At 73.2% G+C, this 26,608-nt stretch carries 12 protein-coding genes and 1 pseudogene; 6 read left to right on the forward strand and 7 right to left on the reverse strand.

The features are described from left to right. From IG78_RS51590 to IG78_RS0124305, 6 genes and pseudogenes are all read right to left on the reverse strand, one after another. Nucleotides 1–5,616: non-ribosomal peptide synthetase (locus tag IG78_RS51590; RefSeq protein ID WP_249926136.1), on the reverse strand; the 5,616-nt coding region annotated here is incomplete at its 3' end. A 67-nt stretch (nt 5,617–5,683) separates the two neighbouring features. Further along, nucleotides 5,684–10,507: pseudogene (locus IG78_RS42615) on the reverse strand (amino acid adenylation domain-containing protein); the annotation flags it as partial. A gap of 356 nt (nt 10,508–10,863) precedes the next feature. After that, nucleotides 10,864–12,081 carry a spore photoproduct lyase family protein gene (locus IG78_RS0124290; RefSeq protein ID WP_051852926.1) on the reverse strand — a complete coding sequence of 406 codons (1,218 nt, stop codon included), beginning with the start codon at nt 12,079–12,081 and terminating at the stop codon, nt 10,864–10,866. 134 nt (nt 12,082–12,215) lie between these two features. After that, nucleotides 12,216–13,115 carry a methylenetetrahydrofolate reductase [NAD(P)H] gene (gene metF, locus IG78_RS0124295; protein WP_051852927.1) on the reverse strand — a complete coding sequence of 300 codons (900 nt, stop codon included), beginning with the start codon at nt 13,113–13,115 and terminating at the stop codon, nt 12,216–12,218. A 132-nt stretch (nt 13,116–13,247) separates the two neighbouring features. Further along, entirely contained in the window at nt 13,248–14,663 is a 1,416-nt protein-coding gene (locus IG78_RS0124300; RefSeq protein WP_030566704.1) for a nitrosuccinate lyase, read from the reverse strand. After that, on the reverse strand, nt 14,660–16,681 hold the full coding sequence (locus IG78_RS0124305; RefSeq protein WP_030566706.1) for an FAD/NAD(P)-binding protein: 2,022 nt from the start codon (nt 16,679–16,681) through the stop codon (nt 14,660–14,662). The genes IG78_RS0124300 and IG78_RS0124305 overlap by 4 nt, the downstream gene beginning before the upstream one ends. 233 nt (nt 16,682–16,914) lie before the next feature. Here IG78_RS0124305 and IG78_RS0124310 point away from each other — a divergent pair, with 233 nt between their 5' ends. The 6 genes from IG78_RS0124310 to IG78_RS0124335 all read left to right on the forward strand — a co-directional run bounded on the left by IG78_RS0124310 (nt 16,915) and on the right by IG78_RS0124335 (nt 24,432). Continuing rightward, a complete protein-coding gene (locus tag IG78_RS0124310; RefSeq protein WP_030566708.1) occupies nt 16,915–17,889 on the forward strand; it encodes an NADPH:quinone reductase in 975 nt (324 codons plus the stop codon). Nucleotides 17,890–17,980: 91 nt separating this feature from the next. Beyond that, on the forward strand, nt 17,981–19,174 hold the full coding sequence (locus tag IG78_RS0124315) for a 3-hydroxybenzoate 6-monooxygenase (RefSeq protein ID WP_030566710.1): 1,194 nt from the start codon (nt 17,981–17,983) through the stop codon (nt 19,172–19,174). Nucleotides 19,175–19,314: 140 nt separating this feature from the next. Beyond that, nucleotides 19,315–19,860, forward strand: a complete 546-nt coding sequence (locus IG78_RS0124320; protein WP_030566712.1) for an SRPBCC family protein — start codon at nt 19,315–19,317, stop codon at nt 19,858–19,860. Nucleotides 19,861–20,130: 270 nt separating this feature from the next. Then, complete coding sequence (locus tag IG78_RS0124325) at nt 20,131–21,408, forward strand: cytochrome ubiquinol oxidase subunit I (RefSeq protein WP_037685995.1); 1,278 nt, start codon at nt 20,131–20,133, stop codon at nt 21,406–21,408. A gap of 15 nt (nt 21,409–21,423) precedes the next feature. Then, on the forward strand, nt 21,424–22,185 hold the full coding sequence (locus IG78_RS0124330) for a cytochrome d ubiquinol oxidase subunit II (protein WP_037685996.1): 762 nt from the start codon (nt 21,424–21,426) through the stop codon (nt 22,183–22,185). A 66-nt stretch (nt 22,186–22,251) separates the two neighbouring features. Beyond that, a complete protein-coding gene (locus IG78_RS0124335; RefSeq protein ID WP_107054996.1) occupies nt 22,252–24,432 on the forward strand; it encodes an MMPL family transporter in 2,181 nt (726 codons plus the stop codon). A gap of 86 nt (nt 24,433–24,518) precedes the next feature. On the opposite strand, the gene IG78_RS0124340 is transcribed toward IG78_RS0124335, so the two are convergent. Then, the gene (locus IG78_RS0124340) at nt 24,519–26,459 is read right to left on the reverse strand and encodes a helix-turn-helix domain-containing protein (RefSeq protein WP_078965413.1); all 1,941 of its coding nucleotides are present in this window, start codon (nt 26,457–26,459) and stop codon (nt 24,519–24,521) included. Nucleotides 26,460–26,608 lie beyond the last annotated feature (149 nt).

Genomic DNA, 26,608 nt, shown 5'->3' on the forward strand with positions numbered 1-26,608 from the left:
GCCCAGCAGGGCCGCCACCAGGTCCGCCGTGCGCGGCAGCACCACGGCCACCACGCTCTCCGGACCCACCCCACGCCCGACGAGCTCGACCGCGAGCCGTTCCGCCCGGGCATCCAGCTCCGCGTACGTGAACCGCTGTTCCCCGCACACCACGGCCACCGCGTCCGGAGCCTCCGCCACCCGCCGCGCGAACAGCTCACCCACGGTCACCCCGGGACCCGCCGCCGTCGGTGCCGTCGCGTCGACACCGCCCCGCAGCACCGCCTCGCGCTCGCCGGGGCCCAGCACGTCCACGCGGCCGACCAGGAGCCCCGGGTCCGCGGCGAGCCGGCCGAGTATCCGCAGGAACCGGTCGGCGATCACTTGTGTCGTGCCGCGGTCGAGTACGTTCCGCTGGTGTTGCAGCGTCACCCGCAGATGGGGGTCGGCCGCGGCCATCACGGTCAGCGGGTAGTGCGAGCCCGAAAGGGGGCGGATGCCGGTGACCTCGATGCCCGCGGCGGCACCGGCCTCGCCCAGACCGGCGCGGTCCACCGGGTAGGACTCGAAGGCGACGAGGGTGTCGAACAGGACGCCCGTGCCGGTGGCGCGGTGGATCTCGGTCAGGCCGTGGTGGTGATGGTCGAGGAGGGCCGCCTGGCGGTCCTGGAGCGTGGTGAGGACCTCGGTGAGGCTGTCGGCGGGCGCACAACGTACCCGTACGGGAAGGGTGTTGATGAACATGCCGGTCATCGCGTCCACGTCGGGCACCGCGGCCGGGCGGCCCGAGACCGTCGCGCCGAACACCACGTCCTGGCGCCCGGTGAGCGCCCCGAGCAGCAGCGCCCAGGCGCCCTGCACCACGGTGTTCAGGGTGACCCCCAACTCGGCGGCGCGCCGGGACAGTTCGTGGGCCACGTCCGCGGGGAGCGGCACCTCGACCTGACCGAAGCCCTGGGGGTCCGGCTCCGACTGCGACTCCTGCGGTGACTCCGGCGGTGACTCCGGCGGTGACTCCAACTGGGGCTGAGGCCGCGACTCCGGCCGCGGCGGTGTCGTCGCGGGGACGGCCGGGGCGAGCAGCGTCGGTTCGGTCACGCCCGCCAGCTCCCCGGCCCAGGCGCGGGCCGCCGCCTCCCGGTCCTGCGCGGAGAGCCACACCAGGAAGTCCCGGTACTCGGGCACCCTCGGCAGCGCCGACGCGTCCCCGCCCGTGCCGTAGAGCCGCATCAGGTCCTGCACGAGCAGCGGCAGTGACCAGCCGTCGAACAGCAGGTGGTGGGCGGTGAGCACCAACTCGTGGCGGTCGGCGGCGAGCCGCGCGAGCGCCATCCGCAGCAGGGGTGGCTCCGCCGGGTCGAAGGGGTGCCGCAGATCGTCGGCGACCAGCGCCTCGAACGCTTCCGGTGTCTGCGTGAGGTCGAGGTCGCGCCACGGCAGCCGCACCCCGGCGACCACCACCTGCACCGGGTCCCCTTCGGCCCCCGGCACGAAGGCGGTCCGCAGGTTGGCGTGCCGGTCCAGGAGTGCCTGCCCGGCCGCCCGCATCCGGGTGGCGTCCACCGGGCCGCGCAGATGAAGGACGAACTGGACGTGGTAGGCGTCCGGTTCACCGTCGGACAGCATGGCGTGGAACAGCAGGCCCGACTGGAGTGCGGTGAGCGGCCACACCTCGGCGAGCCCCGGGTAGCGGCGCTCCCACGCGTCGATCTCCCGCTGGCCCACCGGCACCAGCGGCACGTCCGAGGGGGTCAGCCCGCCCGCGTCCGGGGCGTCGGTGTGCCGGGCGAGACCGTCGAGGGCGGCGGCCCACAGGTCCGCGAGTTCCCGCACCCGCGCGCGGGGGACGGCGCCCGTGGCGAACTCGAACTCCGCTTCCAGGCAGGGGCCTTCCCCGGTGTCGACGACCATCGAGTTGATCTGCACCGCGGCGAGGGCGGGCATGCCGGGGTCCATCTCGGCGAGCGGCCAGCGCACGCCCCGCACCTGGCCGAAGCCGAGGCCCCGCAAGTGTTCCGGCATGTCGGTGGCGGCGAAGCGGCCCAGGTAGTTGAAGCCGATCTGGCCGGTGGCGTACGGGCGCAGGGCGGCGGCGGTGTAGGGGTTCAGCTCACGCAGCAGGCCGTAGCCGATGCCGCCGTCGGGCACGGCGCGCAGTTGTTCCTTGACGGCCTTGACGGCGCCGCCCGCCGCGGCACCCCCGGCGAAGGCCTCCTCGATGTCGCATCCGCTCACGTCCAGGCGGACCGGGAACATGCTGGTGAACCAGCCCACCGTGCGCGACAGGTCCGCGCCGGGGACGGCGGCTTCCTCGCGCCCGTGCCCTTCGAGGCCGACCAGGAGTGCGGGCTCGTCGACGCCGCGGGCCCCGCGCAGGCGGGCGACCGCCAGGGCGAGCCCGGCCAGGAGCCCGTCGTTGACCCCGCAGCGGTAGGCCGCGGGCACCGCCGTGAGCAGGGCCTCGGTGATCTGCGCGGGCAGCCGCAGGCGCACGGTGTCCACGGTGGACCGGACGTCGACCGCGGGGTCGAGGCGCCGGGTGCCGATGACGGGGTCCGGTCCTTCCACGATCGCCAGCCACCGCGGCAGCTCGGCCACCCTGCGGTCCGAGGCCGCCTCCGCGACGAGGGCGTGCGTCCACCGCCGGAAGGACGTGCCCACCGCGGGCAGCTCCGGCGTCCGGCCCGCGCGCACGTGGGCCCACGCCGCGGCGAGGTCCGGCAGCAGGATGCGCCAGGACACCCCGTCGACCACGAGATGATGCACCACCACAAGCAACCGCCCCGCCCGCACACCGCCTTCACCACACCCTGCGTCCCCCGCCGCCGCACCGGCCGCCGCTGTCGCGCCCGTCGCCGCCGACCACTGCGCCGCCACACCCCCTGCCGCCGCCGCACCCGCACTCGCTGCCGCAGCACCCGCAGCCGCAGCGCTGCCCGTCACCGGTTCGCCCGCCGCCGCCCCTGCGACCGACCCGGCCGCCGCCGGTCCCCCAGCCGCGGCACCCCCGCCCGCACCCGCGTCGAACCACACGAACTGCGCCATCACCCCCGCCTCCGGGTCGAGGCGGGCCGCCGCCGCGTCCCGTTCCGCCTCGGCGGCCCGTAGCCACGCCTCGTCCCAGAGGTCACCGCACTCCACCCGGTGCAGCAGCGCGGCGGTGTCCACCGAGCCCGGCGCCCCGACGAACAGGCCTTCCCCGGCCGTCCCGCCAGAGGTCGCGCCGCCACCGACACCGCTCACCAGGCGTGCCCGCAGCACATCGTGGCGGTCGACGACCGCGTTCAGTGTGGCGAGCAGCCCGGCCCTGTCGATGCCCTCGGGCAGTTCGAGCAGCATCGACATGGAAAACCGTCCCGCGCTGCCGCCGCGTCCGCGTATGTGGCGGGCGATGGGCGTCAGGGGCAGCGCCCCCGTACCGCCGCCGTCCAGCTCCCGCAGGGCCGTGCCCGCGCCGGTGGGCCTCGGGGTGTCCACGGTGCGGGCCAGCTCGGCGACCGTGCGGCGCTCGAAGATCTGGCGTGGGCTGACCTCGACGCCGTGCGCCCGGGCGCGGGAGACCACCTGGATGGAGCGGATGCTGTCGCCGCCCGCCGCGAAGAAGTCGTCGTCGACGCCGACCCGGTCCAGGCCGAGCACCTCGGCGTACACGTCGGCGAGGACCTGCTCGGCGGGCGACCCGGGTGCCCGGTACGCGCCCGCGGCGAACTCGGGCCGCGGCAGCGCCGACCGGTCAAGCTTCCCGCTCGGTGTCAGCGGCAGTTGGTCGAGCATCACGTACGCCGCGGGGACCATGAACTCCGGCAGCCGCTCCGCGGCGAACCTGCGCAGCTCCCGCGCCGAGACGCCGACGCCGAAGTCGATGTCGCCGACGCCCGCGATGCCGCCCCCGGCGACGGGGACGACGTACGCGACGAGCTGCTTGCCGCCGCCGCGCTCCTCATGGGCGGCCACCACGGTTTGCGCCACACCGGGGTGTGCCGTCAGCGCGGCCTCCACCTCACCCGGCTCGATCCGGAACCCGCGCACCTTCACCTGAGCGTCCGCACGGCCCTGGTAGACGAGTCGGCCCTGCGGCGTCCACGCCACGATGTCGCCGGTGCGGTACATGCGCTCGCCGGGCCTGTCCCCGTAAGGGCAGGCCACGAACCGCTCGGAGGTCAGCGCCGGGCGGCCCAGGTAGCCGCGGGCAAGGCGGTCCCCGGCGATGTACAGCTCGCCGGGCACCCGCGGCGGCACCGGGCGCAGCGCCGCGTCGAGGACGTACAGGCGGGTGCTGTCCAGCGGGCGCCCGATCGGCACGGTCTCACCGGCGTCGGCCGCCTCGCGCATCGGGTGCGCGGACACCGCCACGGTCGCCTCGGTGGGGCCGTAGACGTCGACGACGGAGATCCCCGGGCAGGCCGCGAGGACCCGCCGCACCGCCGCCGCGGGCACCACGTCGCCGCCCGACCAGACCTCACGGACGCCGGCGAACGCCTCGGGCAGGTCCTCGGCCACCACCCGGAAGAGTCCGGCGGTGACCAGGAGCCCGGTCACCCGGTGCGCGGCCACGACGTCGGCGAGGGTCGCCGCGTCCAGGGGGCCGGGCGGGGCCACGACGACGGTGCCGCCGCGGAGCAGGGGCACCCACACCTCGTAGGTGGACGCGTCGAAGGCCTGCGTCGAGTGCATCAGGACCCGCTCGTGGCCGCCGCCCTCGAAACAGCGGTCCAGGGCGAGACGCACCACTCCCGCGTGGGTGACGCCGACCCCCTTGGGGGTGCCGGTGGAGCCGGAGGTGTGCATGACGTACGCGAGCTGCCGCGGCGACAGCGCCGCCGCGCACCCGACGTCCACACCCTCCCCCGGGTCCGCCTCCAGTTCCTCCAAGAGCAGCAGTGGCGCCCCGCCCGCGGCAAGCACCGGCGCGTGCTCCGCGTCGGTCAGGACGCACACCGGGTCCGCGTCGGCGAGTACGAGGCCGACGCGGGCGCTCGGGTACCGCGGGTCGATCGGCACATAGCCCGCCCCCGCCTTGAGGACGCCAAGGAGCCCGACGACCAGTTCGGCCGAGCGTGGCAGCGCGACGCCCACCAGCGCGTCGGGGCGGGCGCCGTGCCGCACGAGCTGCCGGGCGACGCGTTCGGCCCGCGCGTCAAGGTCCGCGTACGTCACTTCCTCCTCGCCGCACACGACCGCCACCGCGTCCGGCGTCTTGGCGACCCGGCGTGCGAAGAGCGCGGGCACCGTCAGGTCCGGCGTCGTCACGTGCGTGTCGTTGAAGCCGCGAAGGATCCGGTCCCGCTCCCCCGACCCCAGTACGTCCACCTCGTCGACGCGCAGCCGCGGGTCGGCCGCCAACTGCCGCACGAGCCGTACATAGCGCGCCGCGAGTGCCCGCGCCGTACCGCGGTCGAACAGGTCGGTGGTGTACTCGACCCCGCCGACGATCCCGCGCCCCGGCGTCTCGGCGAGCGCGAACACGAGGTCGAACTTCGCGGTCCTGGTCGGGACGAGCGCGAAGGCCGACCGCAGCCCGGGCGCCTCGAAGGCCTCGTGTTCCGTGGTCCGCCAGCCGAACATGACCTGGAACAGGGGGTGGTGGGCGGTGGACCGCTCCGGGTTCAAGGACTCCACAAGGCGCTCGAACGGCACGTCCTGATGGTCGTACGCCGCCACCGCCTTGCCCCGCACCTGCCGCACCACGGACCACGAGCGCGGACTGGAGCACCATCGGCACCGTGGCCCCCTGGGCGCGCGCCACCTCCTCGACGGCGGCCAGGAGTTGGGGTTCGATGACGAACTCGACCGTGTCACCGCGGTGCGCGGCCACCGGCGGCCGCGGCCGGTCCAGGGGCAGCCGCAAGGGCTGCGGGACGTCCGCCAACTCCCCGCGCCAGTAGTCCAACTGTGCCGCGAGCAGACTGTCCGGGTCCCCTTCGTCCCCCAGCAGCTCGCGCTGCCACAGCGCGTAGTCCGCGTACTGCACCGCGAGCGGCCGGTCCCACCGCGGCGCCTCGCCCCGAAGGCGCGCCGCGTACGCCGTGGCCAGGTCGCGGGCCAGCGGTCCCATCGACTCGCCGTCGGCGGCGATGTGGTGCATCAGGAGCACCAGTACGTGCTCGTCCGGCGCGGACCGCAGCAGACAGGCCCGCACCGGTATCTCCACCGACAGGTCGAACGGGTGGGCGACCTCCCGTGACACCTCGGCGGACACCGCGTCCGGTGCCACGTCCCGCACCGGCACGTCCAGGGCGATGTCCTCGGCAGCGAGGACGATCTGCGCGGCCACCCCGGCGCCGTCCGCGACGAACAGCGTCCGCAGGCTCTCGTGCCGCACCACCACGTCCCGCAGCGCCGCCGCGAGGGCGTCCGCCGCGAGCTTGCCCTTCAGGGGCAGCACGTAGGAGAGGTTGTACGTGGCCGAAGGGCCCTCGTACCGGTGCAGGAACCACAGTCGCCGCTGCGCGAAGGACAGCGGCACCCGCTCCGGGCGCGCCCCCGCCGCCCGCAGCGCCGGGCGCGACGAGCGCGCCCCCGCCCCCAGTCGCTCCGCGAGCCCGGCCACCGTCGCCGCCTCGAACACCACCCGTACGGGAACCTCCACCCCCAGCTCGGCACGCACCCGGTTCACCAGGCGCGTCACGAGCAGCGAATGCCCGCCCAGGTCGAAGAAGCTGTCGTCGACGCCGACCTCGCCGACGCCCAGTACGTCCGCGAACAGGGCGGCGAGCGCCGTCTCCTGCGGGGTGCGCGGTGCCCGGAAGGGTGTCGTGGCAGCCAGGTCGGGGGCGGGCAGGGCGCGCCGGTCCAGCTTTCCGTTCGGGCTCAGCGGCACCTCGTCGAGGGTGACGACGACCGAAGGCACCATGTACTCGGGCAGCCGCTCGGCGACGAAGGCACGCAGTTCGGCCGAGGTGGGCGGGGTGCCGCCGTCCGCGGATGGCGTCGTCGGCACCACATAGCCCACCAGGCGCCTGTCGCCGTCCCGGGTGTCGCTGACGACGACGGCCTGCGCCACCCCGGTGTGTGCGCGCAGCACCGCCTGCACCTCGCCGGGTTCGATGCGGAAGCCCCGTATCTTGACCTGGTCGTCGGCGCGTCCGTGGTGCACGAGGTGGCCGTCGGCGTTCCAGGTGACGATGTCGCCGGTGCGGTACATGCGCTCGCCGGGCCTGTCCCCGTAGGGGCAGGCCACGAAGCGTCCCGCGGTCAGGCCGGGGCGGCCGAGGTAGCCGCGCGCCAGGGCCGCGCCGGCCACGTACAGCTCGCCCGCGACCCCGGCGGGCACCGGCCGCAGCATGGCGTCCAGGACGTACACGCGGGTGCCCGCGATCGGGCGGCCGATGGGCGGGGTGCGGCCGTCGGCGGTCAGCGGGTCGCTGAACGTCACGATCGCCGTGGTCTCCGTCGGCCCGTAGGCGTTGACCAGGTCCCGGCCCCGCGCCCATCCGGTCACCAGCTCCGGCGTCGCCGCGTCCCCGCCCACCGCGAGGGAGGTCACGCCCGGCAGCGACCCGGGCGGCAGCGCCCCGAGGACCGCGGGCGGCAGGAAGACATGGGTGACCCGCTGCGCGGCGACGGTCTCGATCAGCGGCCGCCCCGGAGCGAGGCGCTCCCTCGGGGCGATTACCAGCGTGGCGTCCGTGAACAGCGCCATGCACACCTCGTACACCGACACGTCGAAGCTCGGTGACGCGAACTGGAGCACTCGGTGGGCACCGGACAGACCAAGGCGCGTCCGTTGCGTCGCCACCAGGTCGGCCACACCGAAGTGTGTGACGGCCACGCCCTTGGGGCGGCCGGTGGAACCGGACGTGTAGATCACGTAGGCGGTGTTCGCGAGGGACAGGGGGCGGCCGCCGCGGTCGTCGTCGGTCACGGGGGCGTGGTCGGGGGGCGCGGGGTCGGTGGCCGGGCCGGGGAGGTCGGCCGGGGCGTCCGTGCGCAGCACGGGCACCGTCCCCGCGGGCAGGCTCGCGGCGGTCGCGGCGTCCGCGACGATGAGCAGGGCGCCGGAGTCCGCCAGCATGTAGGCGATCCGGTCCGCCGGGTACGCGGAGTCCACCGGCAGATAGGCGCCCCCTGCCTTCATCACCGCGAGCATCGCGACGACCAGGTCCGGCGAGCGCGGCAGCGACACCGCCACGACGGTCTCCGTGCCCACCCCACGCCGGATCAGCTCCCGCGCGAGGCGGTTCGCACGGGCGTCCAGTTCGCGGTACGTGAACGACTCGTCGCCGCACACCAGCGTCACCACGTCGGGCACGGCGGCGACCCGCTCCGCGAAGAGCCCGGGAATCGTGCCGCGGGTGACCGGCACTGCGGTGTCGTCGCAGTCGTACAGGAGCGCCTGCCGCTCGGCGCGGGCGAGCAGATCGAGACGGCCCACGGTCACAGGGGTCTCGGCGGCCACCTGCTCGACGAGCCGGGCGAGCCGCGCGGCGACACCTTCCGCCGCCGCCCGGCCGACGAGGTGCGTGCGGTACTGGAGGGCGAGACGGGGGCGGGGGCCGGTGGTGACGGCGAGGGTGAGGGGGTAGTGGGTGCGGGCGTCGGGGCGGATGCCGGTGAGGGTGAGGCCGGGGGCGGGGTCGGGGGTGTCGCCCGCGTCCGGGTGGGTCGCCGTATCCGGGTGGGTCGCCGCGTACGCCGAGTCGGTCGCGTACGCCGGATCCGCCGCGTACGCCGCGTCGGTCGCGTACGCCGCGTCGGTCGCGTACGGCTCCGACGTCACCAACGTGTCGAAGAGAACGCTCGACCCAGTCGCGCGATGGATGTCGGCGAGGCCGCAGTAGTGGCCGAGGAGTTCCGCCTGCCGGTCCCGCATCCGGTGCAGGAGGTCGGCCACGGTGTCCGTGGGGGCGAGTCGTACCCGTACGGGGAGCGTGTTGACGAAGAGCCCGACCATCGCGTCCGCGCCGGGCACCGCGTCCGGGCGCCCCGGCACGGTCACGCCGAACACCACGTCCTGCCGCCCGGTGAGGCCGCCGAGCAGCAGGGCCCAGGCGGCCTGGACGAGGGTGTCCAGGGGGACGCCGTACCGGGCGGCACGGTGGGAGAGGTCGCGGAGGGTGTGCGGAGGGAGGGGGACGTCGATGACTCCGGCGTCGGCTCCGGCTCCGGCTCCGGTGTCGGTGTCGGTGTCGGCTTCGGCTTCGGCTCCGGCGTCGGCTTCGGCTCCGGTGTCGGCGTCGGCTTCGGCTCCGGCTCCGGCTCCGGCTTCGGCTTCGGCTCCGGCGTCGGCTTCGGCGTCGGCTTCGGCTCCGGCTCCGGCGTCGGCTTCGGCGTCGGCTCCGGCTTCGGCTTCGGCTTCGGTGCGTGGGTCCGCCACCGTCGCGGCGCCGGGTCCGCTGACGGGGGCGACGGCAGGGGCGATGACGGGGACGAGCAGGGTCGGCTCGTCGAACCCCGCCAACTCCTCGGCCCACACCCGGGCGGCCGCCTCCCGGTCCTGGCCCGAGAGCCACACCACGAAGTCACGGAACTCCGGCCCCGCGGGCACCTCGGAGCCGTCCCCGCCCGCTTCGTAAAGGCGCAGCAGATCGCGGATCAGCACGGGCAGCGACCGCCCGTCGAACAGCACATGGTGGGCGGTGAGGACCAGCTCGTACCGCTCGGCGCCGACCCGCACGAGCGCCATCCGCAGCAGGGGCGGCACGCGCAGGTCGAAGGGCGCACGCAGCTCGGCGGCGCGGAACTCCCGGGCCACCGAGCCCCCCGCACCCCCCGCTTCCTCAGCTCCCCCCGATTCCCCCGGATCGAGCTCACGCCACGGCAGTTCGACCCCGTCCACCACGGCCTGCACCAGGTCCCCGTCGGCGTCCGCCACGAAGGCCACGCGCAGATTGGCGTGCCGGTCCAGGAGTGCCTGTCCGGCCGCCCGCATGCGTGCGGCGTCCACGCGTCCCCGCAGTTGGACGACGAACTGCATCCGGTAGGAGTCCCGTGAGGTGCCGCTCCCGTTCTCCGGTGCGTCGTCCAGGAGTGCGTGGAAGAGCAGCCCCGACTGCAGGGGCGTCAGCGGCCACACCTCCACGAGTCCCGGGCAGGCACGCTCCCAGGCCTCGATCTCGTGGGCGGGCGCCGGTACCAGCGACACGCCCACGGCGCCGACCCGCCGGCCGGGGTCGGCGACCACCTGCCTGACGACGCGTACGTACTGCTGTGCCAGTGACTCCGCCACCCCCCGTGCGACGGAGTCACCGGCGTACCGAAGCCTGCCGGTCACCCCCTGACCGGCAGCCTCGACGGGCGGCAGCAACAACTCGTACGGCAACTCCGGGACCGCGTACGCACCCTCGTCGCCGTCCCGGGTCCCCTCGTCGCCGTCCCGCGTCCGCGCCACCACCACGGCGAAGGACGGATCGCCTCCGGTCCCCGCGCCGAGCCGGTGCCCGAGCACCGTGAACGCCGCCCGCAGGACGACGGGCACGGTGACACCGCAGGAACGGGCGAGTTCCTCGACGGAGCCGCAGAGTTCACGGTCGAGCCGGAACTCGATCTCCTCCGCACCGGAAGACAAACCGGAAGACAAAGAGGTCACCGGGATCTGCTCCTATTCGTCACGCGGAGCAGACCCGGGGGCCCACCCTCCCCAATTCGCGCAATTCCCCAAGGTGCCGAGGCGCTTCCCCTTCAAGAGCCGCTCGTCGCCAGCGACCGTAACACCGGTCCGTCGGCCGCAGAAGTTCCCTGACCAGGCCTGAAGGACCGAGAATTACCGTTCTCAGCGGTCCTGTTCAGGCTGGCGCCGCAACGGCTCCCCAACCGTGGCGGCCAGCGGATTTCAACCATGCCGCAACCGTTCTCAGTACGTCCCGAAAACAGCGATTCCGCGGGCCGGACGTCCTGCCGACATGACAGGAAGCAAGCCGACCATTTCCCCGGCCGGGGGCGCCCTCAGAAGGCGTATCTGACCCGCAGCCACGGCGTGTGCGCGGTGAGCATTTCCTTGATCCGCGTCAGGGACCGCTGTTTCACATCCAGCGCATAGCGCACATTCAGGGCACCGTTCTGGGAGCGCTTGGTCTCCTGCGCGTCCGGCTGCCACAGCACCTCCTCGGCGCGGGGGTGCCAGCCCAGGTTGACCTCGTGGAGCGACTGGTTGTGGGTGAGCATGATGATCTCGGCGGCCGCCTGCTCCTTCACCCGGGCGGGCAGCACGTCGTCGAGGTGGGTGAACAGCTCGGCCCAGTCCCGCTGCCACCCGGGGCGCAGCACGACGGGCGAGAGGTTGAAGTGGACCTCGTACCCGGCGTCGAGGAAGTCGGCGGCTGCGGCGATGCGCTCCGGGACCGGGCTCGTGCGGATGTCGAGGAGCCGGGCGTCGTCGGCGGGCATGACGGAGAAGCGGACCCGGGTGCGTCCCCGCGGGTCGAGGTCGAGCAGATCGGGGTTGACGAACTTGGTCGCGAAGGAGGCCTTGGCGGTCGGCAGGCCGCGGAACGCGGCGACGAGGTCGGCCGTGTTGTCGCAGACCAGGGCGTCGACGGAGCAGTCACCGTTCTCGCCGATGTCGTAGACCCACGCCTCGGGGTCACATTGGTTGGGTGTGGTCTTGGGGCCCTGTGCCCGTACGTGGCGCCGGATGTGGGCCACGATCGCCTCGATGTTGGTGAACAGCGTGATGGGGTTGGCGTAGCCCTTGCGGCGGGGGACGTAGCAGTAGGCGCAGGCCATCGCGCACCCGTTGGAGGGGCCCGGCGCGATCCAGTCGGCGGACCTGCCGTTGGGGCGCGTCACCAGGCTGTGCTTGACCCCGAGGACGAGCGTCTCGGTCTTGATGCGGACCCAGCGGGCGATGTTGCCGTCGTTGCCGTGCAGGGACGGGATGCGCCAGTGCCCGGCGACCTCGGTGACACGCACCCCGGGCAGCCCGGCCATGATCTGCTGCCCGCGCGGGGAGTCGAGGGCCGCGGGCTCCGCGTACACCTCCCGCACATCGAGCATCCGGCGTGCCTGCGGGCTGTCACGGAACGCCCCGTGCGGGACCCGTGCCGCCGGGGTGTCCGTGTCCGCCCACGCGAAGAGCGCCTGCTGCTCCGGCTCACCCGGGGCGGGCCCCGCAGCTCCTGCCGCCGACCCGTCCGGCCCGTCCGGCCCGGCAGACCCGTTCACGTGTCGTTCCTTCCTGCCCCACGCTCCCTCGGCGTCGGCCTCTGGACGGCCGACCCTCCTCACTGTCCCCCTCCTCTTGGCCCGTCGCACATCGAGCCGCCCAACGCCGGGAAACATGCAGGTCACGGGTTATGTCACCGTACTGCTCGGGCCGACCCCATGACGTTGCGGTGGATGTCCAGGGCGGCGCGCGGCCGGTTGAGGGTGCAGTAGTGGAGGCCGGGGGCGCCTTCGGCGAGCAGGCGGTCGGCCATCGCGGTGGCGAACTCGACACCGATGCGGCGGCCTTCGGAGGGGTTGTCGCGGGCGGCCTCCAGGCGGTGGGCGAGGTCCTCGGGGAACGCCGCGTTGCTCAGTTCGGCGAAGCGGCTGATCTGGCGGACATCGGTGGCGGGCATGATCTCCGGGATGATCCGGGTCTCGCAGTTGGCCGCGGCGACCCGGTCACGCAGCCGCAGATAGTCCTCGACGTGGAAGAACATCTGCGTGATGGCGTAGTCGGCGCCTGCCCGGCACTTGGCGACGAAGTGCTCGATGTCGCTGTCCCAGTCCGGTGAGCGCGGGTGCCGCTCGGGGAACGCGGCGACGCCGACCGTGAAGTCGCCCCACTCCTTGATCAGGGAGACGAGTTCACCGGCGTACTCGACGCCTTCGGGATGCCGGGTCCAGGGGCCGCGCGGGTTCGCCGGGGGATCACCGCGCAGTGCCAGGATGTCGCGGACGCCCGCGTCGGCGAACCGGGAGACGACGCGCCGCAGTTCGGCGGTGGAGTGCCCGACCGCCGCCAGGTGCGTCACGGGGCGCATCGTCGTCTCGGCCGCGATCCGCGCGCTCAGGTCGATGGTTCCGTCACGGGAGGAGCCGCCGGCGCCGTACGTCACGGACACGAACGCGGGCGACACCGCCTCCACCTGCCGCAGCGCCTTCCACAGGGCGCGGTGGCCCTTGGCGTCGGCGGGCGGAAAGAACTCGAAGGAGATACTCGGCCCGGGCCCCCAGGGGAAGCCCGTCTTCTCGTTCTCGGTCCGGGTCATACGGGGCCTCCCGCGCGGGACGGTGGGGTGGTCGGTCTCGCGGTCATGCGTGTGGTCGTACGTGTTGTCGTACGTGTGGTCATGCGCTGCCTCCGGGGATACGGCGAGGGGTGGGGCCGGGGCGTCAGGACGTCAGGGCGTCAGGGCGCGGTTCACCAGTGGGCCCGCGGCGCCGGGGTAGGCGGTCGGGTCGCACAGTGCGGCAAGTTCCGCGGCGTCGAAGTGGTCGGCCAGGGCGGGGAGTTCCGCGAGGGTCTCGGCGAGCGGGCGGCCCGTCCTGGCGGCGGCCGATGTGGCCTCGGTGAGCAGGTGCTTCGCTGCGGCCTTGCCCACGTGGGGTGCGAGGCGGGCCGCGATCCGCTCGGAGACCAGGCGGCTGCCGGTGAGGTCCAGGTTGGCGCGCATACGGGCCGGGTCCACCTGGAGCCCCTCGGTCAGCTCCGTGGCGGTGTGCGCGGCGCCGCCGACAAGGCGCAGGCACTCGCGCAGGAGCAGCCACTCCGCGTGCCAGACGCCCGCCGACCGCTCGTCCTCGGTGACAAGGCACTGGGTCAGCGCGCCCGCCAGGGCGGGAACTTGGAGCGCGGCAGAGCGGATCATCGTGGCGAGGACCGGGTTCCGCTTGTGCGGCATGGCCGAGGAGCCGCCCCGTCCGGCGACCGCGGCCTCCGCCACCTCACCGACCTCGGTCCGCGCGAGGGACTGTACGTCCACGGCGAGACGTCCGAGCGCACCGCAGGTGAAGGCGAGTACCGAGGCGAGGTCGGCGAGGGGAGCGCGCAGCGAGTGCCAGGGCAGGACCGGCACGGCGAGCCCCGTCTCGGCGGCGAAGGCGGCGACGAGCCGGTCGTGGTAGTCGTCGCCGGGGACCGCCGCCCCGTCGACGCGGGCGTACTCCAGATACCCGGCGAGCGTCCCGGCCGCGCCGCCCAGGGACACCGGCAGGCCGCCGTCGAGCAGCCGGTCGACGCGCAGGATCGCGTCCCGCAGCAGCTCACGCCAGCCCGCCGCCTTCAGTCCGAAGGTGGTGGGCACGGCGTGCAGGCCGAGCGTACGGCCGGCCATCGGGGTGTCCCGGTGGGCGCGGGCCAGTGCTCCCAGGGCGGCCACGGAGCGTTCCAGGTCCGCGCGGACGATCCGCAGCGTGCGGGCGGCCACCAGCATGGCGCCGGTGTCGAACACGTCCTGGCTGGTGGAGCCCCGGTGCACATAGTCCGCGGCGGCGGGGTCGATGTCGGCGACCACCCGGGTGAACGCCTGCACCAGGCCGACCACCGGGTTGGCGGTCTCCCGCGAGGCGAGGGCCAGGGCGCGCACATCGAGCGGACTACGCGCCGCGGCCCGCGCGATGGCGTCCGCGGCCCACACCGGGACGGCGCCGAGCCCGGCCTGGGCACGTGCCAGCGCGACCTCCGCGTCCAGCATGGCCCGCACCCAGGCAGCGTCACCGACGGCCGCCTCCGCGGGGGTGCCCGCGCGCACCGGCGAGAGCAGACCGGTGTCGTCCTGGGCCTCGGCCGGACGGTCCACACCCTCCACCCCTGTCACACGATCACCCCGATCAGGTCGGTGTCGGCCGCGGCCGGGCGTACCTCGCTCGGAACGCGGGTCGCGGGCGGCAGGCCAAGGGCCGCACGGGCGACGGCGTCGGAGTCGCCGAGGGTCACCGAATCCACGCCGGGGCGGATACCGGCCGCCGTCACCCAGTGCACGGACTCGGTGGGGACGCCGAAGGCGAAGCGCCGCGGGTGGCTGCGTCCGCGCGAGTCAAGGAGGTGGTACGGGCGCTCGCTGACGGCGAGGCCGCCCGTCTCGTAGCTGGTGCCGCACTCGCCGAGGACGCGGTAGGGCGCGGCCTGCTCGGTGGCGAGGAGGTGGCGCAGCAAGGGGTCGTCGGTGCGGCGCAGGTCGGGGTCGGGCAGCCGGGCCTCGATCAGCGCCTTGGCGCGGATCGCCGGTCCCGGCACCGTGCTCGACTCCGCCACGAAGGACGGTTCCGCGGCGTCGAAGCGTATCTCCGTGCCGGGCCCGGTGAGTTCGAGTATCCCCGCGTCGATGAGCGCGATCATCTCCTCGATGCGGGAGGTGGGCGGGCCGATGGACAGGAAGGCGTTGAGCGGCGTGTACCAGCCTTCCAGGTCGTCGCGGTGGGAGTTGCCCTCCAGGCCGCCGTGGTCGACGGCGAGGCGGATCTCGTTGCGCAGGTCGCGCAGCACGTCGAGGGCGGCCTTGAGCGGGCCCTCGACGTTGCCGGCGTGGGCGGCCGCCACGTCGCGCACCAGGTGGGCGCGCAGCCACGTGCGGAACTCGGCCCGGTCGGCGAACCGGGTGCGGGCCAGCGGTGTGGCCACCCGCTCCCAGTCCCAGCGGTCCTCGGGCGCGATGCCGTACTCGTCGAGCAGCACGTCCGTCGCCGCCCCACCGGACGGGCCCTCAGTCGGGTCCGTGTCACCGGTCGGGCCCGCCGCCAAGTACCGGTCGGTGAACGTCTCGGCCTCGGCCGCGCGGCCCCGGGACGTCAACAGGGTGGCGTAGTAGACGCTCTCGGTCTCCCGGCGGATCAGGGGCCACAGATCGGCGGTGAACCGCAGCCGCTCGCCGTTCGCCGAGCGCTGCCGCAGCCCTTCGATGTACTCGGGGGTCAGCAGCCGGGGGTGATAACGGCCGTGGGCCCCCTTCTGGTTCTCGCCGCGGGCGTGGTAGGGAACGCCGCGTCGCGAGCTGGCGAAGAGCCGGGGCTCACGGCCCGAAGGGCGGTAGCGGAGCCCACCGTCCCCGTCGCGCACGAACGTGCCGCCGCGGCCGTGCGTGAACAGGGCCATGTAGTCGAAGAAGTTGAGCCCAAGACCGCGGACGAGCACCGGCTCGCCGGGACCGATCGCCTCCAGGTCGACGTCGGCGGGGTTCGAGGGGGTGATGTAGGTGAGGTAGTGGATGCGGGCGAGGGCCGCCGTCCGCTCCTGACGTGGCGTCAGCCTGGTGGGCACATGCCCCTGGGTCAGCACGATCGCGTCGAGGCCGTTGAGACGGGTGCCGTCGGCGAGGCGTACGCCCTGGGGGCCGCCGGTGATCCCGTGGATGTCGGCCATGGCGACGGCCCGCGAGGGGTGGACAAGCACCCGGACGTGCGCCGGCGCGCGGGCCACCACCCGCCGGAAGCAGTCGTGCAGGTAGTGACCGTAGAAGGCCCTCGTCGGATAGGAGTCGGGGCCGAGCGAACGCGCCTCGGCGAGCGCCCACTCCTCGTGGTCGCCGCCCCCGGCACCGAGCAGTGCCAGTTGCCGGGCCCATTCGTACAGGCTCGGCCCCGGCTCGATCGGTCCCTCGATCCGGGCGCTCGGATCGGTGAACACCGTGACCTGCGAGGCGACCGTGTTCATCAGCAGGTGCCTGGACTGGTCGGTGCGCCACACGCCGCCCGCGCCCGGCGCGGCGGGGTCGACGATGTGCACGACGACCGAGGCGCAGGTCGGAGAGTGCCGTTCGTTCGCGCACATCCGTTCCAGGACGGACAATCCCCTCGGACCGCCGCCGACAATGCAGACCTCCACGCATCTGCTGCTCATGGATACTCCAATGCGGGCCGGAATTTCTCCGGATCATCGCAAGCGGCGGCGGGCAGCGGTCAACGCGGCACGGGCGGGTCCGTCAAGTCGGCGCCCTACGCGGCAACTTGGCGCCGCGACAAGCAAGTTGACCGCGTGTACGCGGCGCGGCACAAGGAAATCCCCTGCCGGAACCTGACGCATTCGCGTGCCCGCCGCCCCGCCCCGGGTTGTTCCGCTGCATGCTGCGAACCATGCGTGCCGCCTTCATCGAGCGACTCGGCGCACCGGACGAGATTCGCTGCGCCGATTTCCCCGACCCCCGCCCCGGACCGACCGACGTACTGGTCGAGGTCACCGCCACCACCGTCAACCCCGTCGACACCTTCGTACGGTCCGGTGTGTTCCGCACACCGCTCCCGCTGCCCTTCGTGGTGGGCCGCGACCTGGTCGGCACCGTCCTGGAGGCGGGTCCCGGCGCGCCGGGCTTCGCGCCGGGCGACCGGGTGTGGTGCAACAGCCTCGGGCACGGCGGGCGGCAGGGCGCCGCCGCCGAGCGGGCCGCCGTCCCCGGCGACCGGCTGTACCACCTGCCGCCCGGGGTGGACGCCGAGACCGCGGTGACCGTCCTGCACCCGGCGGGCACCGCGTATCTGGCCCTCGGCACACACGCCCGGGTGCGGCCGGGTGAGACGGTGCTCGTGGCCGGGGCCGCGGGCAACGTGGGCGGCGCCCTGGTCGCCCTGGCCGTGGACGCGGGTGCCCGCGTGGTGGGCACGGCGTCGGCGGGTGACGCGGCGTACGTGCGCTCCCTGGGCGCCGCCGAGGTGCTCGACTACCGGGACCCGGAACTCGCCGGGCGGCTGCGCGCGGCCTGCCCGGCCGGGGTCGACGTGTACGTGGACTCCTTCGGGACCAACGACCTCACCGGCGCCGTCGAACTGCTCGCCCCGCGCGGCAGGATCGTCCTGCTCGCCGGGGTCACGGCGCGGCCGGTGTTCCCGGTGGGGCCGTTCTACATGAAGGACGCGTCCGTGCTCGGCTTCGTCATCTCGCACGCCACGACCGCCCAACTGGCCGCCGCCGCCCACACGATCAACCGGCTCCTCGCCTCCGGTGGGCTGCGCCCCCGCCGCACGGAGCACGTCCCGCTCGGCGCCCTCGCCGAGGCGCACCACCGGATGGAGCGGGGCGAACTGCGCGGCATGCGACTCGTCGTACACCCATGACCGCCAGGACCGCGGCGGCGGACGGCGCCGCGCCCGGGACCACCGGACAGACCCCACGACCGCTAGCGGGACCGCCCGCGGGAGGAGCGCGATGTCGCACACAGTGGTAGTCGGCGGCGGGATAGGCGGCCTGGCCGCCACGCTGGCCCTGGCCCGGCGCGGGCACCGGGTCACGGTCCTGGAGCGCCGCGAGGAGTTCTCCGAGCTGGGCGCGGGCATCCAGTTGGCGCCGAACGCCTTCCACGCCCTCGACCGGCTCGGCGTGGGCGACCCGGTGCGCGCCCGCTCGGTGTTCATCGACGCACTGCGCCTGTTCGACGGCACCACCGGCGAGCGCGTCAATTCCATGCCGCTCACCGACTCCTACCGCGACCGCTACGGCAACCCGTACGCCGTGGTGCACCGCACGGACCTCTATCTGCCGCTGCTCGACGCCTGCCGCCCGCTGCCCAACGTGGAACTGCTCACGGGGTGCCATGTCGTCGGGTACGAGCAGGACACCGCGGGCGCGACCGTGCTCCTTGCCGGGGACCTGCGGCTGACCGCCGACGCGGTGCTCGGCGCCGACGGGCTGCGCTCCGCCGTCCGCACCCACCTGGTCGGCGACGGCGAGCCACGGGTGTCGGGCCACACCATCTACCGCTCCGTGATCCCCATGGAGCGCGTCCCCGCCGAGCTGCGTGCCAACGCCGTGTCCCTGTGGGCGGGCCCCAAGTGGCACTTCGTGCACTACCCGATCAGCGGCGGACGGCAGCTCAACCTGGCCGCCACCCGCGACGACGGAGCCACCGAGGCCGTCACCGGCGTCCCGACCGCGCGGGGCCACGTCCTCGCCCAGTTCCCGGGGCTGAGTCCGCAGGCCCAGCGGCTTCTCGGCCTCGGTGACGACTGGCGCCGGTGGGTGCTGTGCGACCGGGACCCGGTGGACAACTGGGTGGACGGGCGCGTCGCGCTGCTCGGCGACGCGGCGCATCCCATGCTCCAGTACGCGGCTCAGGGCGCCTGCCAGGCCCTGGAGGACGCGGTGCTCATCGGCGATCTGCTGGGGGACGCGGCGCACGGCTCCGGCGACTCGATCGCGCGGGCCCTGACGGCGTACAACGTACGGCGCCGCCCGCGGACCGCCAAGGCCCAGCGGGTGGCCAGGGAACTGGGCCGCCAGGTGTACCACCCGGACGGCGTGGCCGCGAAGGAGCGCAACGCGGCGCTCTCCGCGCTGTCCAGCGAGCAACTGTACGAAAAAGTCGACTGGTTGCACGGAGCGCGCGATTACGCCCGCGTCTGAACGCGGGTCGCGGGTCCGGGCATGGCCCTTCCCGGCACCGCGCCCCGCGCCCTGCGCCCTGCGCCCTGCGCCCTGCGGCGACCTGACACAAACACAGCGCCTTTCGGCGCGGTCACCGGCACAACGGACAGGATTCCGGCATGACTGACTACACACGTGAAGGTGTCACGACGTTCGACGTGCGCGCGCGGACGTTCGTGGCGGCCGGGCCCGAGAAGGTCTACGACACGGTGAGCGACCTCGCTCGCAGCGCCGAGTGGAGCGTCGAGTGCCGGGGCGGCACCTGGGTGCGCGGAGCGCCCCGCGAGGTGGGCTCCGTCTTCCGCGGCGACAACGAGCGCGCGGCGGAGCCCGTCGCCTGGGCACCGGTGATCCGCGGCACCTGGCAGACCGAGGCCGAGGTCGTCGAGGCCGTGCCCGGCAAGGTGTTCCGCTGGGTCGTCCTCGACAGCGCGCGGAACCGCCAGGAGAGCACCTGGTCCTTCGAGATCGAGGCGGTGGACGGCGGTTCCCTGCTGACCCACCACTACCGCCTCGGCAGGCTGACCGAGGGCCTGTCCAAGATCTTCTCGGCGGGCCTCGACGAGGACGGCCGCGAGCGCTTCGTCCGCGAGTGGAACGCGAAGCTGGCCGCCGACGTCCGCGCCACCGTCGAGCACATCAAGTACGTCATCGAGAAGGACTGATCCGGCCGCGGCGCGCCGCAGCACCAGCCCGGTCCGGCCCGGCCCGGTCGAAGACCCCGGCATCAATCCCCCGGATGCCGGCCCCACGCCGCCCTCCCGCGCTCCCCGTGCGCGGGAGGGCGGCGTCATGCCCGGCCCCCTTCGGCCGGACCGGGCACTACCGGGCACTACCAGGGGTGTAACGGCCCGCCGGGCCGCCACCCGGGGAGTACGCGAGGTGTCCACCGGCGGCCGACGCGGCGGGGCGAACCTCCCCCGGATGGTAGGAGCGTGGAATCTCAGACCGTCGACCTCGCCCGCTGGCAGTTCGCTCTCACCGCCGGCGGCCACTTCCTCTTCGTATCCCTGACCATCGGCCTCGCCACCGTCCTGGCCGTGCTCCAGACCCGCGCGACCCTCCGCGGCGGGCAACCCGTCCACTTGCGCATGGTGCGTTTCTGGGGACGGCTCTATGTCATCAACTACGCCGTGGGCATCATCACGGGCCTCGTGATGGAGTTCCAGTTCGGGATGGCGTGGAGCGGCCTCGGCAAGTTCGCCGGGGACGTGTTCGGCTTCTCCCTCGCCCTTGAGACCGTCCTGGCGTTCTTCATCGAATCGACCTTCCTGGCCCTGTGGATGCTCGGCTGGGGCCGCTTCAACAAGTGGGTGCACCTCGGGGTGCTGTGGGTGGTCACGCTCACCGCCTACATGTCGGCCTACTGGGTCCTGGTGACCAACGGCTTCCTGAGCCGCCCCACCGGCTACGCCGAGCGGGCCGACGGCACCCTCGAACTCGCCGACACCGCCGAGCTGCTCACCAACCCCAGCACCCTCCTCGCGTTCGGCCACATCCTCGGTGGCTCCCTGCTGACCGCCGCCGTCTTCATGGCCGGTGTGAGCGCCTACCACTACCGCAAGGGCACCGCCGACGACGACGGCCTGCTGCGGCGGTCGCTGCGCATCGGTGTCTTCACGGGCGTGCCCGCGCTCCTTGTCACGGTGGCCTTCGGCGGCATGCAGTTCGGTGAGACGGAGGAGTGGCAGCCGATGAAGGCCGCCGTCTTCGACGACAACAAGGCCGAGATAGCCAAGCTTCAGGCCGAGATGGTGGAGCGCTTCGGCCCCGGCGACTATGTGCCGCCCGAGGCCCTGACCCGCGGCGCGGGACTGCTGATGGTCCTTGTCTTCGTCGTGCTCCTCGTCGCGGCCGTCGCCGGTGTGGTTCTCGCCTCCTTCCGGCGCCTCGCCGTGAAGTCGCGGCGCTGGCACCTGTTCCTGATGATCCTGGTGCCGCTGCCGTACGTGGCGATGATCGCGGGCTGGGTCTTCCGTGAGGCGGGACGTCAACCCTGGGTCGTCTACGGCCTGTTGCGCACCGACGACGCCGTCTCCCAGGTCTCGACGGGCCGCATGTGGCTGTCCCTGATCGTCTTCGTGCCGCTGTTCATGGCGCTGGTCGTCGGCCACTGGTGGGTGCTCCTGCGGGCGGTCCGTGAGGGGCCGCGGGAGCAGCAGCACAAGCCCGCCGAGACCACCGAACCCGTGCCCGCTGTCACCGCGTACTGAGGAGGGACCACGCTCATGGAAACGCTCGCAACCGCCCTGCTCGGCTTCTTCTTCGCCGGTTACTTCGTCCTCGGCGGAGCCGACATCGGGCTCGGCATGCTCGCGCCCTACCTGGGCCGGGGCCGTGACGAGAGACAGCACGTCACCTCCACGATGGCACCCATGTTCCTGGCCAACGAGGTCTGGCTCGTCGCCTCCGTGGGAGTCTTCATCGGCGCGTTCCCGGAACTGGAGGGCGATGTCCTCAGCGGCCTGCTGCCGGTCTTCGTGCCGCTCGTCGCCGGCTGGATGGTGCGCGACGCCGGTCTGTGGTGGCGCGTCGCCGGTGGCCCGCAGGCCGCCGACTGGCTGGTCACCGGCGGAAGCTGGGTCGCGGCGGGAAGCTGGGGCTGGGTGCTCGCCTCACTGCTCAACGACTCCCCGACCGAACCGATCTCCCCCGGACTCGGGGCGCTCACCACGCTGTTCGTCCTGCTGCTCTTCCTCGCCCACGGCCTGGCGTTCGCCACGCTGCGGCTGACCGGCGCGCCGCTGCAACGCGCGCTGCGCCTCACCGGGCGCGCCCGGTACTCCTTCGCGCTCACCTCGGTGGTGATCGCCACCCTGGCGATCCTGGCCGGCGGGCGGCTGCCGCTGTCCGAGCACGCGGCGAGCGACACCTCCCTGAAGCTCCTGGTGCCGGTGTCCGTGGTGGTCCTGCCGCTGCTGACAGCCGCCCACCTGTGGCTGTGGCGCCTGGTGCGCCGCGGCGGCATGCAGCCGACTTCGCTGCTCTAGCGCACTGCCCCGCCCCTGTTGCCCCGCACACCTCGACCATCCATCACCCGTACGGAAGTGAGTCACATGACCCTGACCGAGAAGTCCCCCGACAGCCGGGAGGCGGGTGCCGCGCCGCCCGGGAAGCCCGGCGTGTTCGCCCGGACCGCCCGGTTCGCGCACCGCCGCCGCTGGCTGGCCCTGACCCTGTGGGTCGTCGTCCTCGTCGGCGTCTGGGGCGCCGCGTCGGGCGGCGACGACTACCGCGAGAACTACACACTGCCCGGCACCGAGTCACAGGCCGCATCCGACCTCCTCGACCGCAGCAGCAAGACCAAGACGGGCGACAGCCTCCAGGTCGTCCTCCACGACAAGGACGGGCTTCGGGAGCCCGCGGTCAAGGACCGCGTCGACAAGATGCTGGCCGAGGTCGCGAAGCTGCCCAAGGTCACCCAGGTACGCAGCCTCTACGCGGACAAGTCCGCCATCGCCGCCGACGGAAAGATCGGCTACGCGACGGTGGTCCTCGACGTCACGTCGGCCAACATGCCGCGCGGGGACACCGAACGCATCCTGGAAGCCGTCAAGACGGTGGAGGGACAGGGGCTGCAGGCCGAACTCGGCGGTGGCGCCGCCCGCAAACTCGCCGCCGGCGAGGGCGGCATGGGCGAGATGATCGGCCTGGTGTTCGCGCTCGTCATCCTGGTGTTCATGTTCGGCACCCTGATCGCCGCGGGACTGCCCATCATCACCGCGCTGTTCGCCGTCGGTTCGACGCTCGCGGTGATCGTGGTCGCCTCGCACTTCGTCACCATCGCCGACTACACGCCGTACGTGATGATGCTGGTCGGCCTTGGCGTCGGCATCGACTACGCACTGCTGATCTTCGCCCGCTTCCGCAGCGAGCTCGCGCGGGGCGCCACCCACGAGGACGCCACGGTCAAGGCCCTCGACTCCGCCGGGCGCACCGCGTTCTTCGCGGGCTCCACGGTCATCCTCGCGCTGCTCGGCCTGGTCGCGCTCGGCCTCGGCTCGCTCCAGGGCATGGCGCTCTCGGTGGCCCTCACGGTCCTGGTGACCCTGCTGGCCTCGCTCACGCTGCTGCCCGCGCTGCTCGGCATCTTCGGCAAGCGCTTCGCCCGGCAGTTCGCCGCGCGTGACGCCAAGCGGGCCGCCAAGCAGCGCCCGGCGGCCGGCACGGGCTGGCGCGCGTTCGCCACGCGGGTGCAGCGCAAGCCGCTGGCCGTCCTGATCGCCGGGCTCGTGGTGACCTGTGCGCTGGCGTTCCCGGCGCTCAGCCTGCGTCTGGGGTTCACGGACGCGGGCAACGACAAGCCCGACTCGACCAGCCGTCAGGCGTACGACCTGCTGTCCCAGGGCTTCGGCCCGGGCTTCAACGGCCCCCTGTACGTGGTCGTCGAGGGTGAGAACGGCGCCGAGAAGCCCGCCGCGGCCATCGCCGAGACCCTCAACGGCACCAAGGGCGTCGCCGCCGCCACCGGGCCCGTCCCCACGGACGACGCGAACGTGGCCACGGTGATGGCGTTCCCCACGAGCTCGCCGCAGGACGAGGGCACCTCCGACCTCGTGGACAGGCTGCGCGACGACGTCCTGCCCAAGGTGGCTGAGGACACCGGCGCCCGCTATCTGGTCGGTGGCGCCACCGCGGCGAGCGAGGACTACTCCGCCAAGGTCGCCGACCGGATGCCGGTCTTTATGGCCATCGTGGTCGGGCTCTCCCTCGTACTCCTGATGGTGGTCTTCCGCTCGGTCCTCATCCCCCTGAAGGCGGCGCTCCTGAACCTGCTGAGCATCGGGGCCGCGCTCGGCGCCATCTCGCTGGTGTTCCAGCACGGGATGTTCGGCGTCGAGCCGGGACCGATCGAGGCGTATCTGCCGGTCGTCATCTTCGCCATCGTCTTCGGTCTGTCCATGGACTACGAGATCTTCCTGGTGTCGCGGATCCAGGAGGAGTGGCAGCGCGCGAAGGATCCGACGGTCGCGGTCCGTGAGGGGCTCGGGCACACCGGGTCGGTCATCATCGCCGCGGGCGCCATCATGGTCGTGGTGTTCGGCTCCTTCATGCTGAGTCCGGAGCGGATGCTCCAGCAACTGGGCTTCGGCATGGCGGTGGCGATCTTCGTGGACGTCCTCGTCATCCGGTGCCTGATCGTGCCCGCGGTGATGCAGTTGCTCGGCAAGCGGGCCTGGTGGCTGCCCGCGCCGCTCGCGAAGATCCTGCCCAGGGTCGACCTCGAGAAGCACTGACCGTACGGAAGACCGTACGGAAGGGGCCCGGTCCCCGGCGGGAAGTCCGCCGGGGACCGGGCCCCTTCGTGCGTACGGTGGGTGGTTCAGACGGTCTCTTCGCCGGGCACCGCGCGCCCGTGCAGTGACTTGCCCACCTTGTGCAGCCGCAGCGCCAACTGGAGTTCGAGGGACGGCCCCGGCTGCTGCCAGTCGGGGCCGAGGAGCTGCCCGATGCGCTCCAGGCGGCGGCCCACCGTGTTCGGGTGCACCTGTAGCGCCTCGGCGGCGTGGGTGGGGCTCGCACCCGCGGCGAAGTAGGCCTCCAGGGTGGCGGCCAGGGTGGTGGAGCGCTGCTGGTCGTAGCTGATGATCGGGCCGAGCGTCTGCTCGATGAACGCCCCGATGTCGCGGTTGCCGCCGAGGAGCATGCCGACGAAGCCGAGCTCGTCGACCGTGGCGGGCGTCTCCATGTCCTCCTTGCCGAGGCCCGTCAGGACGTCCAGGCACAGCACCGCCTCCTGATAGGCCGCGATCAGCTCCTTGGGGCCGCCGTGGGCCGAGGCGGCGCCCGCGGGCGCCGGCCTGCCGAGCATCTCGCCGAGCCGCTGCATCACGTCACGGGCGGCCTCCCTGGGGTCGGCGTGCGGCAGCAGCAGGATCAGGTGCCCGTCGTGGATCGTCTTGGCGCCCCCGCGGAGCCAGACGAAGGTGGACGCCCAGGTCGAGAGCCGGTGCCGGTCGCCGACCTGCACCCGTGTGACGATCACCGCGTGCCGGGTGCTCAGATCGATCCCCAGGCGCTGCAGCCGCCGCTGCCAACGGCGGCTGAAGGGCGACCCGTTGATCAGGTCCTCCAGGGCCTCGTCGCGGACCTTGCGGTCGGCGGACTCACCGCTGCGGTTCAGTACGGCGAGGATGCCCGCGGCCCGTACGGCGTACCGGACCAGGGCCGGGTCGGGCTTGCGGTACGCCTCGTGGCAGCGCAGTACGAGCGCCCCCAGGTCCTGCTCGTTGACGCGTACGGGGGCGACGGTGACGCCGCCGGGCAGCTCGACGGTGCGGTGCTCGGAGCGGGCGGTGAAGGTGGCGGCGGCGAGTTCCTCCTCGTCGCCCTCCCAGGGCCGCCCCGAGTGGGCGACGACGTCGTCGTTCTCGCCGCGCAGCCACACCGAGCCGCCGAGCGCCTCGCTCACGGCGGAGGCGAAGGCGTCCGTGTCGATGCCCTCGGTGGCGAGTTCGAGGAGCCTGCCGCCGCGGTCGGCGGTCTGCTGCCGGTTCCGGTCGCGGGCCCGCAGCCGGTCGACCTCAGCGGTGAGGTCGGCTATCCGGCTGTGGGTGTACGCCACGGCGCGCACCCACTTCACGGCGGCGGAGCCGTAGTCGGCGAGGGTGGACATCAGGGCCACCTCGTCGGCCGTGTAGGAGCGCGGACCGCGGTCACCGCCGAAGAGGACGCCGACGACGCTGTCCCCGACGCGCAGCGGCACCGCGAGGACGGCGGTGAGGCCTTCCTCCAGGACGATGGACTCGACCTGTTCGGAGCGCTGGATGGTGTCGTCGCGAAGATAGTCGCCGGTCCACAGGGCGGACTTGGCGACCGAGCCGATGGCGCTGAGGCCCTGCCAGGCGGGGATGCGGGCCGTGCCGTTGCGGTCCGCTATGGCCCCGTCGTTGGCCCGGACGCAGACACTGTCCTGGCCGTAGAGGTCGAGGAGCATCACCCACGCCATGTCGAAGTGCAGGAGCAGCCGCGAGCGGCGCACCATGGCCGTCAGGAGCGCGTCCAGGTCCTCCTGCTCGGCCAGGTCGCGGGCGGTGTCGATGAGGACGGCCAGCTCGTTCTTGCGGCGGTCCATATCGGTCGTGCGCTGTTCGATCCCGAGGGCGACTTCCTTGGCACGCTCCAGTTCGTCGAGGACGTGCGGCGGAGCACCGCCGCGCCGCGCGTCCGTCGTGGGCCGGCTGAACGCGCTGCGGGGCGCTCTGGCCGCCAGAAGTTCCAGATAGGTATGGACACCACTTAACGTGGCCGTGACTTGAGACATCACACTCCGTGCTGTGCGCAGTGGACGCTCCGTCGGCAGGTTGCGGCGACGCGACAGAGCGAGGGTCGCTGGGGCCGTGCAACGGTGATCGGGCAAGTCTACAGAGCGACGATCAACCCCAGGCGGTGCGGTCAGGTTTCCTGAGACGC

Source organism: Streptomyces aureocirculatus (assembly GCF_000720475.1).
GTDB classification, from domain to species: Bacteria; Actinomycetota; Actinomycetes; order Streptomycetales; family Streptomycetaceae; genus Streptomyces; species Streptomyces aureocirculatus.